Raw genomic sequence first — 18,993 nt, forward strand, 5'->3', positions numbered from 1 at the left:
TGGACATGGAAAAGACCATGTCCAGCCTAAATAAGATAAGAATCTTAGAAAATGATGAGCAAAAAAAGACAAATCCCAACTCAAATGAAGCATTTGAGTTGGGGTTTGTCGACAGTCTGAAAGATCCTTAATTAGGATCTTATTTTTTACGCCATAATATTGAACTATACAATGGTCGGGGTATATGTATAAAGTAAATAAAGTCGATAACCCTTGTAGAAATCATTTGACAGACAAATGCAAACAGAATTATTTTAAAATCGATTGCTACTGATGTAAAAAGAAATATGAGCCCATTTATCCAAAGAATAACGGTACCTGGATGCCAGTTTCTGAATCTTGCAATCATTAAAGCTGGAATGACCATACCTCCACTAGAAGCACCAACTCGAATTAAAATTCCAACTCCGATTCCATAAAAAATCCCCCCCAAAACGATATCTGCAAAAATATGGATATGGTAAAACAAAAAGGCATCTGTTATGAAGTTAACAGTAATTGCAGTTAGTGCTACAGCAAAAATCGTTTTAAGTGTCCATGTAAGGCCAAAAAAATTCAATGCAAAAATTAAAAAGACTGCATTCGATAACCATAAGGAAAACCCAAGAGGTAAATGGAGAAAGTGATGAAGCAAGATCGCAATTCCCGCGCCACCACCTGAAGGGATATTATGAGGAAATAAAAATTGTGCCATTGCCATACCTTGGATGATGGCACCAAAAATGAGCAAGATTATTTGTATAAATCCCTTACTCATTTATACCATTTTTCCTTTTGTAAGCATTATAAATACACTCATATTTTTACCTCCCTCTATCCCTTCTTGTCCATTTTATGAAAATGAACAAAAGTTTATGATCATGTAGTTATTTGTTGGGGTATTTTAATCTAGATGATAAAATATATTTAATATTAAAAATTCGGAGGTTTATCATATGGGGACTTTAATTGAACTAATAGCCGTTGTGCTGATTTTCTCGATCCCTTTAGCTGGAATTTTGACAAGTCATCTTAGAAAATCGAAAAAAATTCAAGCGGAAATAATTAGAGATCAATTGGAATTAGAACGCATTAAACAACAAAATTATTTACTAGAAACGGAAAAACTTCGATTAGAATTAGAAAAAATGAAAAAGAAGGACTATACTGAAGAATCTGATCCTAAAGATATTCATATTTAATCATACTTTATGGCTGTATGTGATTGATACAGCCATAAAAAATCTTCTTTTTCAAGATTATCATTTTCTATGTTTCAATAAGAAGATTTATAATGCCGATGCACTTCCTCCATCAATATTGACAGCTGTACCTGTAACATAGCTTGCAGCATCAGAAACGAGAAATGTTATAACGTTAGCAGCTTCTTGTGTTTCTCCAATACGCCCTAAAGGTATATTTCGCCCAACTTTATTTGAAAAGGCCTCCCATGTTAATTCCGGACATTCTTTTTGCCATTTTTTCTCAATTTGATCACTACGAACTAAACCGATACAAACTGTATTCACACGAATGTTATCTTTCCCTAAATCTTTACTCATTGCCTTCGTAAGTGCCATTCCTGCTGAACGACTCACACTAGTGGGGAGTGTTGAAGCACCAGGTGTTTTCGCTAAAGCAGCAGTTATATTTACGATGGATCCCCCACCCTCTTTTCGCATATATGGTACTGCATAACGAGAACAATGAATGGCAGCGAATAATTTTAAATCCAGATCATATTTCCATAAATTTGTATCTACTTTGTCAAAAGGGTTGGCAGATGAGGTCCCGGCATTATTAATTAAAATATTTAACTTACCAAAATGGTTAACCGTTACTTCTACAGCTTTCTTACAATCCTCTTCTATTGTCACATCTGCAACGATGGTTAAAATTTGTCGCCCTGTTTCCTTTTTTATAGCGGCTGCTGCAGTTTGTAAGCTGTTAATATTTCTTGCACAAATAGCCACATCTGCCCCCTCTTTTACAAGTGTGAGTGCTGTAACAAAACCAATTCCTTTACTTCCACCAGTTATAAATGCCACTTTTCCTTTTAACCCTAATTCCACTTATACAACATCCTTTCACGGTTAGAAATCATCCATAATTTTCAGTATTTCGTATTGGTAACCAACACACTTGTAATTTTGCTTTATATACATCTTCCTTGCTGTTCCTTCACCTTCAGCCACTAATATGACAACATGATTTGGAAATTGTTCCATAACATACTTCTGCATATGTGTTCCAATCCCTCTTCTTTGGAAATGTTCTAATACAACAAAATTATCAATTTCAACGGTTGTATCGCTAATAATTAAATCAAGTGTACCTGCAGGAATCCCTTTATAATAGGCGATCACTTGCTTCCAATTCTTATTGTTAAAATTTGTTTTATAAATCGCTTGTTTACCTTTAGCAAAATCAACACCAAATTTTAAATCAATATTGAATTGTAGTTGTAAAAATGTATCCATTGTCTCTGACTTGACGTTTTCTACCACAATATCCGGATTTTTTGTAAACTTAGGAAAATCTTCCGGTTGAATGAAATATAGTTCATTGTAACTATAATCATATTCATTCAAATTTAAATATTTTTGAAATTCATGATTTAAAGATTTATTCTCTGGTAAGATAAACATGAGGTGGTTTTGTCCATTTTTCTTATGGAATTCCCTTAAATAACTGGATGTCGATTCAAATTCATGAATTGATGGCATTTGTTTAAAGGCTACAAAATTCTCACTATAATAATTTAACATGTCAGGAAAATGATAATGTTTAAATAATTGGGTTTCAAAAAGGATCTTACCGAATTTATGTACATTGTCAAATGAAATGTTCATATTTATCCCTTCTATATAAATCATATTTTTTGTAATAAAATAAGGGTTGCCCAACAAACAATTACTGCAAATTGTAGGACAACCCTTGTTGTTTTATTCATTTATTCGCTTTTACTATAGTCATACTGATTACGGTCAACAGGTGTAAAACCTTCAGGAGTATAGAATCTTAATAAGTCACCATTAACCGTTTTATCAGATAACATTAGCTTATATTCCACTTCATCTTTTAATTCTTTTGCTATTTTTAACTTTTCTTCATCTTCAATTGGTAATCCAGTTTCTGTATCAAAGTATTTTCCTTCAACTGCAAAAATTTCTGGGCTTACATAATCACCATTACGGAACACAGTAACTTGATTATGGTCTTTAGATAGTAAATCTTGACCAAAATGTACAAATGGTTTTGAATCAACACCTAATAAATGTAAAAGCGTTGGCAATAAATCAATCTGTCCACCATATGTGTGATTCACGCCACCTTCCATATCTGCACCTGGAATGTGAATTAATAAAGGAACGCGTTGTAAGCCTGCACTTTCAAAACTTCCAACCTCTTTACCAATAATTTCTGACATCGCACGATTATGATTTTGTGATATTCCGTAGTGATCTCCATATAAAATAAAGATCGTATTATCATATAGCCCGGCTTCTTTTAGATCGTTGAATAATTGTTCAAGTGCTTCATCAGCATAACGTGCAGTTTGAAAATAATTATCTACAGTACGATCACCCGTGTCTGCTTTTCCAATTGTAGCTAATTCTTCATCTAGTTCAAATGGATAATGGTGTGTAACTGGTATTAATTTTGTGTAAAAAGGTTGTTGTAAAGATTTTAAATGGTCGACGGATTGCTTATAAAACGGCTTATCCATTAAACCATATTCTGCCAAGTCTTCATCAGATTCTACATCATAATAAGTTAAATCAAAGAAATGGTCAAAACCGAACGATTTATATATTTCATTACGGTTCCAGAAACTTCCACCGTTACCATGTAAAACTGCTGAAGTGTATCCATGATCTTTTAAAATAGCTGGAGCTGCATGATACGTATTACGTCCTTTTGTAATAAAAGCAGCACCTTGTGGTAAACCGAATAATGAATTTTCGATTATAAATTCAGAATCCGCTGTTTTACCTTGAGCAGTTTGATGGAAGAAATTATCAAAATAGATAGTGTCTTCATCTTTAGCCAAAGAATTTAAAAATGGCATTACTTCTTCCCCATTTAAATGATAGTCCATTAAAAATGTTTGAATGGATTCTAAGTGAAGATAGACGACATTTCTTCCTTCTGCAATTCCAAAATATTCTTCATTCGGTGCAGCATAATTGGATTGTGTATAGTTAATAATTTCTGTTACATCACTGCTATCCGCAAGTACTCGTTGTGAAGCCGCTTTTGTACTTTCTACAGCATCATAAATTGTAAAATTATACATTCCTAAATATTTCACAATATAGTTTCGATCAAAGCCTCGTGTTAACAATTCAGGTCGATCAGATTCTGCAAGACCTAAGTTTAAACACATCATTCCTAAAGATAATGTTAAAATCGCAATTGCCTTTTTACGAGGTTGAACCGTTTTATCTACCTTAATGACTTTAAAAGCTAATAAAGCAATTAAAACGATCCAATCAACAAAGAATAAAACATCTGTAACTTGGAATAATGAAGCAACACTTCCACCTAAATCACCAAAGTTTTGTGTTTGGAAAATTGTCGGAAGTGTAATGAAATCATTAAAGAAACGGTAATACATCACATTTGCATATAACCAGATCGACATGAATGTATAAATAATCATTAACCATATATATTTTCTCCGATCTTTTGCGAAAAAGGATAGTCCTAGAAATAATAAGGCCGAACCTAACGGGTTAATAAATAATAAAAAATGTTGGAAAGTTCCTTCAACACCGAGATTAAACACCGTCAATTGCGTTACATATGTTTTTAACCATAAAATAATGACTGATAAAAAGTAAAACCCAATAAATTTGTTTAGAAAACCAATATCTTTATTTAGTGAGTTTAACATTGGTGCACCTCTTTCTGCTTCGATTAATATTATTCCACATAAATTCAATGTTTTACGCAGAAATTAATATTTCACCTATTAAATTAATATTCTATAAAAACTATATTAACATAGGTTTACATAGATAATAAATTACAAATTTGAAAGTTAATTGAATTGCCATCGTACAAGTATATTACTATACTTTTTTTTTATATTTTGTCAAGTTTATCTAGGTAAAGTATGAATCAATCACTAATAAATTAATAGTTTAATACCTTTATGATAAGGAAGTTACGAATTTATATAAGCAAAGGACTGTCCAAATAGAATTTTAATATCCGTTTTTATTATTTGGTACAGAATAGTCCAATTTTGATCGGTCAACAGGAGTGAATTCTGGAGGTGTGTAAAACCTTAATAAATCACCATTAACTAATTGATCGGAAAGTTGAAGTGTAAATTCTGTCTTCTCCTTTAATTCAATTGCCTCTTCATAAAGGACATGATCTTCGGTTATTTTATTCCCTGTATTAATATCGTAAAAATTATCATTTACAGAATAAATTTTTGGACTTACAAAATCTCCATTTCTAAATGGTACAAGTTCAAGGTGTTGTTCTGATAACAAATCTGTACCAAAATGAACAAACTCTTTTGTATCAATTCCAAGTAGATGAAGTAAAGTTGGTAATAAATCAATTTGGCCACCGTATGTGGAATTAATTTCACCTTCTATGCCAGGTACATATATAAATAAAGGAACTCTTTGTAAACCAGCACTTTCTACCGGTCCTATTTCTTGATCTAGTAAATCTGATAACTCGTCATAATATTTTTCACTCAGTGCATGGTGATCACCATACATAATAATAACTGTGTTTTCTAACAGGTTCATTTCATCTAAATATTGAAAAAACTGTTCTAATGCTTCATCGGCATAGCGAGCTGTTTGAAAATAACCATCGACAACATTGTTACCGGTATTCGGCTTTTCAATCGATGCCAATTTTTCATTCAACGGAAATGGATAATGATTAGTTATGGTAATAAATTTAGCGTAAAAAGGTTGAGGTAAAGAGCTTAAAAATGGTTCTGATTGCTCGAAAAATGGTTTATCCATTAAGCCGTATTCAGCACGATCATCATCTGCTATTTCGAAGTATTTAGCATCAAAGAAATAATCGTAGCCAAAAGATTTGTATATTTCGTTTCGGTTCCAGAAACTTCCTCCATTTCCGTGAAATACTGCTGAAGTATAGCCATAATCTTTTAAAATGGCTGGTGCAGCATGGTACGTATTTCTCCCTCTTGTAATAAAGGCAGAACCCTGTGGTAGTCCATAAAACGAATTTTCAATCATATATTCGGCATCAGAAGTTTTTCCTTGGGCTGTTTGATGGAAAAAGTTTTCAAAATATATCGTGTTCGGATCCTTTTTCATCCGATTCAAAAATGGCGTTACTTCTTCTCCATTCAATTCAAAATCAATAAGAAATTCCTGGATGGATTCTAAGTGAATATATATGACATTTTTTCCTTCTGCTACACCAAAATACCTTGGGTTGGGCTCAGCATGTATCGATTTTGAATAGTTTACAATCTCAACTGCATCATTGCTATCTGCAAAAGCCCTTTGTGCATTTGCTTTCGTTGTTTGATACGCATCGTAAATTTGATAATTATATATTCCTAAATATTTCACAATATAGTTTCTGTCAAAACCTCGTGTTAATAATTGAGGTCGATCGGATTCCGCTAAGCCCAAATTCAAACAAAATATTCCTAACCCGAAAGATAATATAGCGATTGCTTGACTTCTTTTAATGGGTGTTTGATCTAATTTAAACTTTTTCAAAATAAGTAAAAGAATAATGAACAATATATCAAAAAAGTAAAAAATATCAGTCGGTTCTAATAAGGCCTGTACACTACCACCTAGATTACCAAAATTATTTGTATTAGATAAATTTGGCAATGTTAAAAAATCGTCAAAATAACGATAATAGACGACATTGGCATATAAAAGCGTTGTCATCAAAGTATAGATTATGATGATAAATATATATTTTTTACGACCTTTCATTAAAAATGCAAACCCCAAAAATAGTAAGGCAGATCCTAGTGGGTTTATAAATAATAAGAAATGTTGGAAAACCCCTTCTACACCTAAATCAAATTGGGTAATTTGGGTAAAATATGTTTTCATCCAGAGCAAAAACACAGTAAATAAATAAAAGTTTAAAAAATTTCGATTCAATTTTTGCCTTACTACACTTTGTAGGTTCATACAAGTTCCATCCTTTAAATATAAATAATTTATATTTCCAAAAAAATAAATTACACAGGATCGATCCAATATTAATTTGTTATATTGTAAACGATTTATTTCGTTTATGTAAACATTTTTCTGCCAACAATTATGATACAATTGTCTGAAAAAAGTCAAGTTTTAATTTTTTAAAAATTCAAAGACATGTCTCTTCTATATTTATAGACGTACATCCCTGTAAAATGTTTCACTAAAATAAATATTTTCAGATTCGTGTTCATATGATTCGCTGAAAATGACCTGTTGTAAATATAATCTTAAAAAACTTTCTACACTTGCCAATATTTCATCCTATTAGTAAGAAACGGATATAAATATTTAAATGCAGTAATAATGTACTTACCATTAAAACCCAAATCGATCAAATATACCTAATAATTCTAATGAAGATCTGTCTAGTTGTTAAAAATTTACTAATTCTTATATGTGAAAGCTTTTACAAAACATAGGATAGTTCGAATGGATTATGTAAGAACAAAGTCATGTGGTTATCCCTTTCATGTTTTGTAATGCTGATTGAAGTTATACCTAGAGAGGAAAAATCTAAAAAAGTGGAAAAATTATAAAAACTTACTCATAGATTAGTTATTCATTGCGAGTTGTTCATATACATCCTTTAACGTAGTACATCCTATTAATTTTAGTTTTTGAATATAAATCTGCCATAACTTGGCCAGTGTGATTGCGTCCCCTAATGCATGATGGCGATTTTGAACTTGTATATCACAAATAGCACAATAATCATCTAGACTGACAATACTTTTATCTGGATTAGCAATATTAAACACAAGTGATGTATCAATAATTCGATGGGAATACATTTTTTTAAAAGTTTTCCAATTTGCATGCTGTAGAAATTTTTTTTCGTGGTTCGCATGATGAGCAACCAGTGGGGCGTTTTGAACAAATTGATAAAACTGGATTAATACGTCCGCTATTGGTGGGGCAGACAGCAATTCAGATTCGTCTATTCCGGTTAATTGTTTAATCTCATCAGGCAGTCTTCTTTCATTATATACTAATGAATAAAAAGTTTTATTAGTATCCATTTGTCCATTTATAATTTTTATAGCTCCAATTGAGAGAATTGAATCACCTTTTTCTGGATAAAATCCTGTAGTTTCAAAATCAAAGATGACAACATTTAATTTATTTAAAGGTACATCTAAACATTTATCTACTTCCATTTCTTTTTCTAGATTCCTTAACAAAGCAAGGTGGTTCCGATCGGCCTTACCCAAAAAAGGTATATAAATACTGGAGGAGATTTTTCCTCGAAATTGATTAAAAAAATGATACAAAGGATTATTTTTCATTACTCACGACCTCTTGCACTCTCAATTTTGTATACTTTTGAAGTACTTTTAAATCTTTAAATATCTGTTTAAGCTTCTTTTTCTCTAATTTAGTAAGGCTTTTAATATTGAGATAATGTGTATCTTCATAATGTGTTATTTCCTTTTTAGAAATTCTCATTTGCATTAATTTTTTGAAGTTGTCAATATGTGTTTCCATCATCACTTTATACTGATCATATAAACCAAGAGCTTCCATTCGAGATAGCGTGGAAGTCGCTTCGATTTTTTCAATGATAGCTAATAAACGAATTGCGTTAACATAAGGAAATAAAGCAGTTAATTTTATATTAATACATCCACTATAGGGACCAGTTGTGATAGGTAAAAATTGGTTAACAATTCCTATAGCGTCTATTTTAAATTTTGTATTCTCTAGTAATCTTTCTAAAATAGATGGTTGTTGTTCAATCATCTGATAGACAAGTTTTTTTAAAGTTGCTAGCTGCTTTTTATCACCAACTACAACTCTTGCATCCATAAAAATTAATATATATCTTAAAGATTGCCAAGAGTTCTCTTGGATCCAATGGTTAATTTGAGCTTCCCATTCTTTTTCAGATCGACACCATATTGGGTTTGAGCTCATTACATTCCCATCACAAATCGGAAAACCAATGTATGCCAATGCTTGCATAAGTTTCTTACCAAATGTTAAAAAATACGTAATTTGAGTTGTCCCCTGTTCTTTATAAATGATTCCATGATCTTGATCACTAACTACTGCTTGTTCACACCTTCCTGCACTTCCCATAACAAACCAAGAAAATTCGCAAGGTGGTGGGCCATATTGTTTTATCATATCTTTCAATGTTATTGCGAATACGGATTTTAAGACCATTTCGTGAAACGATTGTAACTTATCAATACTTTCTAAATAACAAGTATAATTCTTGTCATACCACCTTTTTATCGATTGATAAGATGTAAATGCTTCTCGCATAATAACACACCCTTAACTAGGAATGTAGAATATAAAATCAATTGGCCCATCGCTAGATCAAAACTAATGTTTAATAGATTAAAGATTGTAGAAAATGATCGAAAACAAATTCTGTATCAAGTGGACCAGGATGTCCTTCTGGATGAAATTGTACTGTAATTATTGGTTTTCTTTTATGGCGTAAGCCTTCAATTGTCCCATCATTCACGTTAATAAACGCCATTTCAAATTCTGATTCATTTATTGAAAAATCTTCTACTACATATCCGTGATTTTGAGAAGTCATATATACTTTATCTGTTTCCAAATCTTTTACTGGATGATTACCACCTCGATGACCAAATAAAAGTTTTTTAGTTTTTAATCCGTATGCTAATGCAATTAATTGATGACCAAGACAAATTCCTAATGTTGGGTAAACCTCTGTTATTTGTCTAATTTTTTCAAATTGGTCACGAGCAGTCATTGGATTACCTGGCCCATTACTAATTACTACTCCATCTGGTTTTAATTCATGTATTTTTTCTATTGGATAAAAATATGGTACTACTGTTACTTTACATTTTTTTACATCTAATAAATAGTCCAATATAGACTTTTTATAACCAAAGTCAAGTAATAGGATATGTGGACCTTTTTTTTCATAAGTAGTAACTGATTTTGTTGTTACTTTATTTAATAGATTAACGTTTTTTTGAAAATATAATGGGGTTGTTAAACGATCAGAGATTATCCCCTGAACAGTCCCTTTTTCTCTAATGCTTCTTACTAATTGTCTAGTATCAACATCAATTAAACAAGGCAAATTAAATTTTTCAATCATACTTAATAGGGAATTAGTCTTAGCTAATGGATTGGATTGCATTTCTAATTCTTTTACAACTATTGCATTGGCATGAACTTGCAAACTCTCACTAAACTTTTCATCAATTCCATAATTCCCCACTAAAGGATAAGTGAATACAACAATTTGACCTGCATATGAAGGATCAGTCATTATTTCTTGGTATCCTGTCATACTTGTGTTAAACACGACTTCTCCAAAAACGGGTACATTTTTATTTCCTATTATCTTTCCTTTAAAGATTTCTCCAGTTTCCAGAATTAAATATCCTGGTTTCATAATTATCCCACCTATATTTTAAGAATAAAAATTTTTCAGAAAAAATGTAACCATTTTCCTGCTGGATAATGGTTACACGATTGAAGATTGGCATAGGGGATTTAATATAATCTACCACTTAACCAAATTCCGAACTTTGTCAAAACATTAAAATATTTTTATATAAACCAGTCTAGTGTCAGCGTATTATATCGCTGATTTAGAATTTTTTTCACCTAACGCTTCTGGATATCCATAGGATCCATGTTCAGTTAAATCTAATCCGATCACCTCTTCTTCTTCCGATACACGAAGTCCTTTTAAAACCATTTTAATAATAAGTAATAAAATGTAAGATACAACAAAGGCATAGGCTGCTGAAACAACTACCCCCATTGCTTGAACTCCAAGCTGTGTGAAGCCACCACCATAAAAGAGTCCGGCTTGACCTACTGTTGCTAATTTTGGTGTAGCAAAAAAACCTGTAGATAAAGTACCCCAAACACCTGCAACACCATGTACAGATAAAGCATAGATTGGATCGTCAATTTTATATTTATCAAAAAATCTAGCACTATAGAAAACTGTAATTCCTGCAATAAATCCAATCAAAACTGCTGCCCATGTTTCAACAAAGGCACAAGAAGCTGTAATAGCAACAAGACCAGCCAATGTTCCATTTAAAATAGTCGGTACATCAGATTTGCCTAAAACAAACCATGATATAAGTAATGCACCAATTGAACCTGAAGCTGCTGCTAGTGTAGTATTTATTGCTACAAAAGCGAAAAATGCATCATCTACTACTAGCGTACTACCTGCATTAAATCCAAACCATCCTACAAATAGAATAAAGACACCTAGCGCTGTATAAACTTGATTGTGGCCACTTAAATTATTACTAGTACCATTGGCATTATATTTTCCAATTCTTGGTTTTAATAATATAGTAGCTGCTAGGGCTGCCATTGCACCTGTTAAATGGACAACTGTAGATCCCGCAAAATCTTGTTTGCCATGCTCAGCTAACCAACCATCTCCCCAAATCCAATGAGCAATTACTGGATATACAAATATAGAAAATAATACGGCAAATATTAAATAAACGGAAAGTTTTGCTCGTTCAGCAAATCCGCCAGAAGCAACGGCTAAAGAAATCCCTGCAAAGGCTAATTGAAATAAAAAGAATGCTGTAGATGAATAATCGCTGTTTTCTGCTTCCTCTCCTGAGAAGAAGAAATCTGATAATCCTACAAAGAAATTGCTATTTTCTCCGAAGATAAAACCATAACCAACAGCCCAAAATGTAAGTGCAACAATACCGAAAGAAAACACGGTTTTTCCAGCAATATGCCCTGCATTTTTCATCCTTGTCGAACCGGTTTCTAATAGAATGAAGCCTGCTTGCATGAAAATGACTAAAAATGCACCTAGAATAATCCAAATACTGTTTAAGTAAAATACTTCCTCCATCTTTTTCCTCCTCTTTCTATTTAATGTTTATTGTGACAGAGGATCATCCTCTGGTTCACACCTAGTGGTCTAAAATATTAATATTAAATTGTTCAAGCCATGTATTGATTTGGGAAATATGTGCCAAAAGTTGTGGGCCTGTCATCAACTGACCAAACCACGGTTTTTTAAAAGAAGCACCATTTGAATCGATCAGTTCTTGTATTTTTTGTTTTGATATTAGTTCTAAAATTGGTGAGGATTTTTTTTCGAGTATGTTTTTTAACTTTTTCTTCACAAGTTCTATATAAAGTGGATGATGGGTTTTTGGATAGGGGCTTTTTTTTCGATATAAAACATCATTCGGAAGGATTCCTTCTAATGACTTTCTTAATAAGCCTTTCTCGCGCCCATTCAGCATTTTCCAATTCCAAGGAATATTCCAAGCATATTCAACAATTCGATGATCGGCAAATGGAACACGAACTTCCAAGCTTGCTCCCATACTCATGCGATCCTTTCGTTCTAATAAGGTTGGCATAAACCAAATCATATTTAAATAAAACATTTCGCGACGACGTGACTCAGATACAGTTTCTCCTTCTAGTTTTGGAACTTCAGCAATTGTTTCGTTGTATCTTTCTAAGACATATTCGTTTAGTTTCAATTTCTCTTGCCAATGCGCTCGTAATAAATCCTGTCTGTTTTTAGCAGATGTCATCCAAGGAAAACCATCGGCATTCAATAGATCGTCGCGATAAAACCACGGATAGCCGCCAAAGATCTCATCTGCACATTCACCCGATAAGCTAACTGTAAAATTTTCTTTTATTTGCTCACAAAACCATAATAGTGAAGCATCGACATCTGCCATTCCAGGTAAATCTCTAACGAATACAGCCTTATCCAAGTAATCGACTAATATCTCATGATTAATCACAAGTGCATGATGATTCGTTTTCAAGTATTCCCCCATTTTGGAAATCCAAGGAGTATCTTCCTCAGGTTGAAATAAACTGGATTTAAAATACTGTTGATTTTGTTCATAATCAATTGAATACGTATGGAGTGGTCCTCTGCCCTCTTTTTTAAAATAAGCTGAGGTAATCGCACTAATGGCACTGGAATCTACTCCTCCAGATAAAAAGGTACAAACAGGTACATCAGCAACCAATTGACGTTCGATGGCATCCTTTACAAGGTTCGAAACTTGTTTAATGGTATCGTTTAAGCTATGTTGATGTTGATGACTTTCCACTTGCCAATAACGCCATTTCTTAAAACCATTACGATTAAATATAGCTGCATATGCGGGTCGAATTTCATTTATTCCACGAAAAATACCGTGACCCGGCGTCCGAGAAGGACCTAAGCCGAATAGTTCCTGAAGTCCTTCCCTCTCTATTTCCGCCTTTCTTTGTGGATGTGCTAATATTGCCTTAATTTCTGAGGCAAAAATAAGTGATCCATTGTTTTCACTATAAAAAAGTGGCTTAACACCCAGGCGATCCCGTGCCATAAACAATTCTTCCTTCTCTTCATCCCAAATTGCAAAGGCAAAAATTCCATTTAAATACTTTACACATTCCTCTTTCCATTCCAGATATGTGGTTAATAACACTTCTGTATCTGAATAGGAATTAAAGGAATATCCTCTTTTTAATAGTTCTTTACGCAAGTCTTCCGTATTATAAAGTTCACCATTATATATAATGTGATATTTTTTTCCATTTTTTACTTTTACCATTGGCTGCAAACCGCCTTTAGGGTCAACTACGACAAGTCGGGCATGACCAAGGAGAATGTTATGTGAGCCCCAAACCTTTAATGCATCAGGACCTCGTTTAGACAAGCTTGCTGTCATTTTTTTCATTACAGGTACATATTGGGTTAAATCCATATTCCAATCTACCCATCCGGTAATTCCACACACAGAACAACACCTCTTTTTGTTATATTCTTAGTTTGCAATTCATACTAATACTGTGTTAAATATTGCTCTCGTTCCCATGGATGTACTTGAGTTCTGAACAAATCCCATTCGATTTCCTTCGCTTCGACAAACCGTTCAAACAAATGACGACCTAATGCTTTTGTCATAACTTCATCAGATTTAAGTAATTCTATAGCATCAGCAAGAGTAGCTGGTAAGTCGATAATTCCGAGTTCCTCGCGTTGTTTTTTAGACAAAGCATATATATTTTGGTCAACCGGTTGTGGAGCTGTTAGTTTATTTTTTATTCCATCTAATCCAGCAGCAAGTAAAACGGCCATTGCAAGATACGGATTAGCTGAAGGATCAACACTTCGAACCTCAATTCGTGTACTCATACCACGTGATGCAGGAATACGAATTAATGGGCTACGGTTTCTTGCTGACCAAGCTACATAACACGGTGCTTCATATCCAGGAACTAATCTTTTATATGAGTTTACCGTTGGGTTTGTAATGGCAGTGAAATTTGGTGCATGTTTTAATACTCCTGCCATGAAACTGAACGCTGTGTCACTTAATTCTAGTAGTCCATTTTTATCATAGAAGGCATTTTCATTATTTTTAAATAAGCTTAAGTTGCTATGCATACCTGAACCATTAATACCAAGTAATGGTTTCGGCATAAATGTTGCTAATAATCCGTGTTTTCTTGCAATTGTTTTCACAACTAATTTAAAAGTTTGAATGTCATCACAAGCTTTTAAGGCATTTTGATATTTAAAGTCAATCTCGTGTTGACCAGGGGCAACTTCATGGTGAGAAGCCTCGATTTCAAAGCCCATTGCTTCTAATTCAAGTACGATATCACGTCTGCAGTTTTCTCCTAAATCTGTAGGTGCTAAATCGAAATAGCCACCATTATCATTAAGTTCAAGGGTTGGTTCCCCATATTCATCAAGTTTAAAGAGGAAAAATTCTGGTTCCGGTCCAACATTGAAACTTGTAAAACCTAGATCTTCCATTTCTTTTAATACTCGTTTTAAATTATTTCTCGGATCTCCTTCAAAAGGTGTTCCGTCCGGGTTATAAATATCACAAATAAGTCGTGCAACCTTACCTCTTTCCGAATCCCAAGGGAATATAACAAAGGTGTTCAAGTCGGGGTATAAATACATATCTGATTCTTCAATTCTTACAAAACCTTCAATAGATGATCCATCAAACATCATTTTATTGTTTAATGCCTTAGGTAGCTGACTTACAGGTATTTCAACATTTTTAACCGTTCCAAATAAGTCGGTGAACTGTAACCGAATATAACGTACGTTTTCTTCTTTTACCTTTTCCATGATTTGTTCTTTTTTCACCATACTCAACTCCCCAATTTTTTTTATTTATTTTTGCTATACTTTAATTCACCATGACAAATATAATCCGCTTCACCTTTTTTCCAAACATGGCCCTTTTCATCCCACCGAATAGTTAAATCACCACCTGGTAGATGAACGATAATAGGTTCATATTTTTCAAGATATTGATTCATTGTAGCTGCGACAACAGCAGCACAAGCACCTGTACCACAAGCCATTGTCATTCCTGATCCTCTTTCCCACACTCGATAATCCAGTTCTTTTGGTCCCTTCACCTGAACGATTCCGACGTTTATACGTTCTGGAAAAAGACTGGAGTTTTCAATGATGGGACCAAGCTTTTCTAATGGAAATGCATTCACATCATCAACAAAAATAATTGCATGGGGGTTTCCCATTGAGACACAAGTTAAATAATACACATTTCCATCAAATGTATAAGGTTCGTTAATCGTAATACTGAAGGGATCACCTTTCATTGGAATCATAGATTTTAATAGTTTTGGTTCACCCATATCAACCGTAATGGACTGGACTGACTGTCTTTGTTCGAAGCCTTCTTCAATTTCTACGTTTACAACACCTCCTCTAGTTTCAATGCTGAAACGCGGACTCTTCGCATACATGTGATCGTATAAATACTTAGCAACACAACGTAAACCATTTCCACAGTTTTTTGCTTCAGAACCATCTTCATTGAAAATTCTCATTTTAAAATCAGCGATGTTTGAAGAACAAATTAGAATAATACCGTCAGAACCAATGCCAAAGTTAACATCTGAAACATATCTAGATAAATCAGGATACTCATGTTCTTCCAAGATATTTTCTGGTTCATCCAGCTGGTTAAAAACGACATAGTTATTACCTAACCCATGCATTTTAGTAAAAAACATTTCTTTCCCCCTTAAAAGATAAATTTAGTAGTAGTAAGCCTTGCTTTAATCTCTTCAAAAACTTTTTTCTCCTCCTCCACACTATTAGCTTCAAAAGTAACAGATAAGCGAATATAACTCCCTACATCATCCCAAGGTACGGTTGAGATTAAATGTTCGTTGATTAAATATTGGCTAAATTGTTCCGCTGATTTGAATTCTGGTCCATTTTCTACCGATTTTGGTATTCTGACATATAAGTAAAATGAGCCTTTTGGTTTTTTGACACAAAATCCTAAATCTTTTAGTACTTTAGTTAAATACTCATGTCTTCTTGAATATTTTTCTGCAGTTTGCTTTGTTATCTCGGGTAGAGATAAAGCATAAGCAGCAGCTTTTTGAATAGGTATAAATTGACCTGAATCGAAGTTATCTTTAACAAAAGCAATTGCCGAAACAAGTTTTGCATTACCTGCTACAAATCCAATTCGCCAACCTGTCATGTTGAAAGCTTTAGATAAAGAATGTAACTCGATTCCAACATCCTTAGCACCGGATACGGAGAGAAAACTAAGTGGTTCTTCACCATCAAAGACTAGACCTGCATAAGCAGCATCATGGATGACTATAAGTTCATGTTTTTTCGCGAAAGTAACCACATCTTTAAAAAATTGTCGATTTGCAACAGCCCCAGTTGGATTATTTGGATAGTTTAAATAAAGTAGTTTTGCTTTTTTTAAAACCTCATCAGATAATGTTTCTAACTTTGGTAAAAAAGAGTTTTCTTCTAGTAACGGTAAATGAACAACCTTACCTCCTAAATACTCAGTATGTGTACCTAGAACTGGATAATTAGGAGAAGGCATAATTGTTATATCACCTGGATTAATGAATGCAGTTGGAATCATCGCTAGAGCTGATTTTGTACCTATAACATGATTAATTTCAGTTAAAGGATCTAGGTTATCTACTCCAAATACTTTTTTCATATATGTTGCAGCTGCAATTTTAAAATCATCTATTCCATTATCCGCATAAAAACGATTTTCCGATAAATTCGCCTCTTCTGCTAAAATTTTGATAACTCTATCGTCTGCCTTAGCATCCGGTTCACCGACACCTAGGTCAATTAATTGTTTTTCCGGATGTCTCTTAGTTGCTTCTCTTTTTGCTCTTTTAATTTTCTCAAATTTATAAATTTCATTTGTTAGACCAAATTGTTTTCCGCCAATTCGATCTGCAAATATGTTTTGGATGTAGTCTGTCTTAAACATTCTTGATACCCCATTCTGTACATTCATTTATTCATGATATATTCATGACATTCGATTGCGGCCTCTTTTCCTTCTTGAATTGCCCAAACAATTAAACTTGCACCTTTGCGGGCATCGCCAGCAACAAATATTCCTTCTTCATCTGTATGGTATTTGCCATCTTTGACCCTAATAGTCGAATTTTCATTGACTGTAATTTTACTATTTTTAAAGATATCTGTTTCAGGTCCTACAAAACCAACTGCAAGTAAAATCAATTGAGCTGGCCATATTTTTTCTGTTTTTGGAATCGTTTCTCGAATTTTTTGACCATTATTTTTAATAACGGTTTTTACTTTTGTACTTTTAACTCCGATAACATTGCCATTTTCATCACTGATAAATTCTAATGCTGTTGTAGCAAATGATCTTGGGTCATGACCAAAAACACTTGCGGCTTCCTCCTGACCCGAATCTAATTTATAAATTTTAGGATATTGGGGCCAAGGATTGTCATCATGTCGATTAATTGGACGTTTTGGATAAATATCAAATTGAACAAGACTTTTACATTTTTGTCGAATTGCTGTTGATATACAATCAGTTGCAGTATCTCCTCCACCAATAACGACCACATCTTTACCTTCAGCAGAAATATAGTTGCCATCTAAAAAATTTGAATCTAGTAAACTTTTGGTTGTGGAATGTAAATAATCCATTGCAAAATAAATGCCCTTATTATTTCTACCTGGTATTTGTAAATCACGAGGCCGAGTGGAACCGATGCAAAGGACAACTGCATCATATTCCGAACGTAATTGATTTAGTGTAATCTGTCTTCCAATTTCTACATTTGTAAGAAACTGAATTCCTTCTTTTTCTAATAAACTAATTCTTCGATCAACAACATTTTGGTCAATTTTCATTTTAGGAATTCCATATGTTAATAATCCGCCAACTCTATCATCTCGTTCGTACACTGTTATCGTGTGTCCATACTGATTTAATATAGAAGCACATGAAAGTCCGGCCGGGCCTGAGCCAATTATGGCAACTTTTTTTCCAGTTCGGTTTTTTGGAATTTGTGGTTTGACCCAACCTTCTTCAAAAGCTTTATCAATGATTGCACGCTCAATGTTTTTAATTGTGACAGATTCATTGGCTAATGATGCAATACAACCGGCTTCACAAGGTGCTGGACAAGCACGACCTGTAAACTCTGGAAATGGATTTGTTTTACTTAACAGCTTATATGCTTCCTCCCATTTTCCCTTATAAACAAGGTCATTCCATTCCGGTATTAAGTTATAAACTGGACAACCCGTCGTCATGCCTGCTAATATACTGCCGTTATGACAAAAGGGAACGGCACAATTCATACAACGAGAAGCCTGTTGCCGAAGTATTCTTTCAGAAGGAAGTTGATCGATTTCTTGCCAATCTTTAATTCTGTCTAACGGATTCCGATAATGAACAGATTTCCTTTTAAAATCAATAAATCCAGTAGCACTTCCCAT

The 18,993-nt window shown here is 33.4% G+C and carries 15 protein-coding genes; 1 reads left to right on the top strand and 14 read right to left on the bottom strand.

Annotated features, from left to right (window positions below; all coding sequences use genetic code 11):
- Positions 1-139: 139 nt before the first annotated feature.
- Positions 140-757 carry a YitT family protein gene (locus OEV82_RS11040; RefSeq protein ID WP_263061909.1) on the bottom strand — a complete coding sequence of 206 codons (618 nt, stop codon included), beginning with the start codon at positions 755-757 and terminating at the stop codon, positions 140-142.
- Positions 758-935: 178 nt separating this feature from the next.
- Between OEV82_RS11040 and OEV82_RS11045 the strand changes: the two genes are divergently transcribed.
- Positions 936-1,181 (top strand): type II secretion system protein, encoded by a 246-nt coding sequence (locus OEV82_RS11045; RefSeq protein WP_263061910.1) that lies wholly within the window; start codon positions 936-938, stop codon positions 1,179-1,181.
- 87 nt (positions 1,182-1,268) lie between these two features.
- On the opposite strand, the gene OEV82_RS11050 is transcribed toward OEV82_RS11045, so the two are convergent.
- The 13 genes from OEV82_RS11050 to OEV82_RS11110 form a co-directional block, all read right to left on the bottom strand.
- On the bottom strand, positions 1,269-2,051 hold the full coding sequence (locus OEV82_RS11050; RefSeq protein ID WP_263061911.1) for an SDR family NAD(P)-dependent oxidoreductase: 783 nt from the start codon (positions 2,049-2,051) through the stop codon (positions 1,269-1,271).
- Positions 2,052-2,072: 21 nt separating this feature from the next.
- A complete protein-coding gene (locus OEV82_RS11055; protein WP_263061912.1) occupies positions 2,073-2,831 on the bottom strand; it encodes a GNAT family N-acetyltransferase in 759 nt (252 codons plus the stop codon).
- A 101-nt stretch (positions 2,832-2,932) separates the two neighbouring features.
- The gene (locus tag OEV82_RS11060) at positions 2,933-4,879 is read right to left on the bottom strand and encodes an LTA synthase family protein (RefSeq protein WP_263061913.1); all 1,947 of its coding nucleotides are present in this window, start codon (positions 4,877-4,879) and stop codon (positions 2,933-2,935) included.
- A 313-nt stretch (positions 4,880-5,192) separates the two neighbouring features.
- Positions 5,193-7,148 carry an LTA synthase family protein gene (locus OEV82_RS11065; RefSeq protein ID WP_263061914.1) on the bottom strand — a complete coding sequence of 652 codons (1,956 nt, stop codon included), beginning with the start codon at positions 7,146-7,148 and terminating at the stop codon, positions 5,193-5,195.
- Positions 7,149-7,771: 623 nt separating this feature from the next.
- The gene (locus tag OEV82_RS11070; protein ID WP_033829735.1) at positions 7,772-8,506 is read right to left on the bottom strand and encodes an exonuclease domain-containing protein; all 735 of its coding nucleotides are present in this window, start codon (positions 8,504-8,506) and stop codon (positions 7,772-7,774) included.
- Positions 8,496-9,488, bottom strand: coding sequence for a DUF294 nucleotidyltransferase-like domain-containing protein (locus tag OEV82_RS11075; protein ID WP_263061915.1), 993 nt, complete (start codon positions 9,486-9,488; stop codon positions 8,496-8,498). Before OEV82_RS11075 ends, OEV82_RS11070 begins: the two co-directional genes overlap by 11 nt.
- Positions 9,489-9,558: 70 nt before the next feature.
- On the bottom strand, positions 9,559-10,611 hold the full coding sequence (locus OEV82_RS11080; RefSeq protein WP_263061916.1) for a carbamoyl phosphate synthase small subunit: 1,053 nt from the start codon (positions 10,609-10,611) through the stop codon (positions 9,559-9,561).
- 186 nt (positions 10,612-10,797) lie between these two features.
- Positions 10,798-12,063, bottom strand: a complete 1,266-nt coding sequence (locus OEV82_RS11085) for an ammonium transporter (RefSeq protein ID WP_173658139.1) — start codon at positions 12,061-12,063, stop codon at positions 10,798-10,800.
- 61 nt (positions 12,064-12,124) lie between these two features.
- Positions 12,125-13,975 (bottom strand): asparagine synthase (glutamine-hydrolyzing), encoded by a 1,851-nt coding sequence (gene asnB / locus OEV82_RS11090; protein WP_263061917.1) that lies wholly within the window; start codon positions 13,973-13,975, stop codon positions 12,125-12,127.
- Between the two features lie 44 nt (positions 13,976-14,019).
- On the bottom strand, positions 14,020-15,348 hold the full coding sequence (gene glnA, locus OEV82_RS11095; protein ID WP_377701873.1) for a type I glutamate--ammonia ligase: 1,329 nt from the start codon (positions 15,346-15,348) through the stop codon (positions 14,020-14,022).
- Positions 15,349-15,368: 20 nt separating this feature from the next.
- Positions 15,369-16,244, bottom strand: a complete 876-nt coding sequence (gene dapF / locus OEV82_RS11100) for a diaminopimelate epimerase (protein ID WP_263061918.1) — start codon at positions 16,242-16,244, stop codon at positions 15,369-15,371.
- Between the two features lie 11 nt (positions 16,245-16,255).
- Positions 16,256-17,497 (bottom strand): LL-diaminopimelate aminotransferase, encoded by a 1,242-nt coding sequence (locus OEV82_RS11105; RefSeq protein WP_173658136.1) that lies wholly within the window; start codon positions 17,495-17,497, stop codon positions 16,256-16,258.
- Positions 17,498-17,520: 23 nt separating this feature from the next.
- Positions 17,521-18,993, bottom strand: a complete 1,473-nt coding sequence (locus tag OEV82_RS11110; RefSeq protein ID WP_263061919.1) for a glutamate synthase subunit beta — start codon at positions 18,991-18,993, stop codon at positions 17,521-17,523.

This window comes from Pallidibacillus thermolactis (genome assembly GCF_025660415.1).
Lineage (GTDB): Bacteria > Bacillota > Bacilli > Bacillales > Caldibacillaceae > Pallidibacillus > Pallidibacillus thermolactis.

Coding starts and splice junctions, on each gene's coding strand:
- OEV82_RS11105 (WP_173658136.1), bottom strand. CDS start 17,497: ATGTTTAAGACAGACTACATCCAAAACATATTTGCAGATCGAATTGGC.
- OEV82_RS11045 (WP_263061910.1), top strand. CDS start 936: ATGGGGACTTTAATTGAACTAATAGCCGTTGTGCTGATTTTCTCGATC.
- OEV82_RS11060 (WP_263061913.1), bottom strand. CDS start 4,879: ATGTTAAACTCACTAAATAAAGATATTGGTTTTCTAAACAAATTTATT.
- OEV82_RS11065 (WP_263061914.1), bottom strand. CDS start 7,148: ATGAACCTACAAAGTGTAGTAAGGCAAAAATTGAATCGAAATTTTTTA.
- glnA (WP_377701873.1), bottom strand. CDS start 15,348: ATGGTGAAAAAAGAACAAATCATGGAAAAGGTAAAAGAAGAAAACGTA.
- OEV82_RS11080 (WP_263061916.1), bottom strand. CDS start 10,611: ATGAAACCAGGATATTTAATTCTGGAAACTGGAGAAATCTTTAAAGGA.
- OEV82_RS11085 (WP_173658139.1), bottom strand. CDS start 12,063: ATGGAGGAAGTATTTTACTTAAACAGTATTTGGATTATTCTAGGTGCA.
- OEV82_RS11110 (WP_263061919.1), bottom strand. CDS start 18,993: ATGGGAAGTGCTACTGGATTTATTGATTTTAAAAGGAAATCTGTTCAT.
- OEV82_RS11075 (WP_263061915.1), bottom strand. CDS start 9,488: ATGCGAGAAGCATTTACATCTTATCAATCGATAAAAAGGTGGTATGAC.
- OEV82_RS11055 (WP_263061912.1), bottom strand. CDS start 2,831: ATGAACATTTCATTTGACAATGTACATAAATTCGGTAAGATCCTTTTT.
- OEV82_RS11070 (WP_033829735.1), bottom strand. CDS start 8,506: ATGAAAAATAATCCTTTGTATCATTTTTTTAATCAATTTCGAGGAAAA.
- dapF (WP_263061918.1), bottom strand. CDS start 16,244: ATGTTTTTTACTAAAATGCATGGGTTAGGTAATAACTATGTCGTTTTT.
- OEV82_RS11040 (WP_263061909.1), bottom strand. CDS start 757: ATGAGTAAGGGATTTATACAAATAATCTTGCTCATTTTTGGTGCCATC.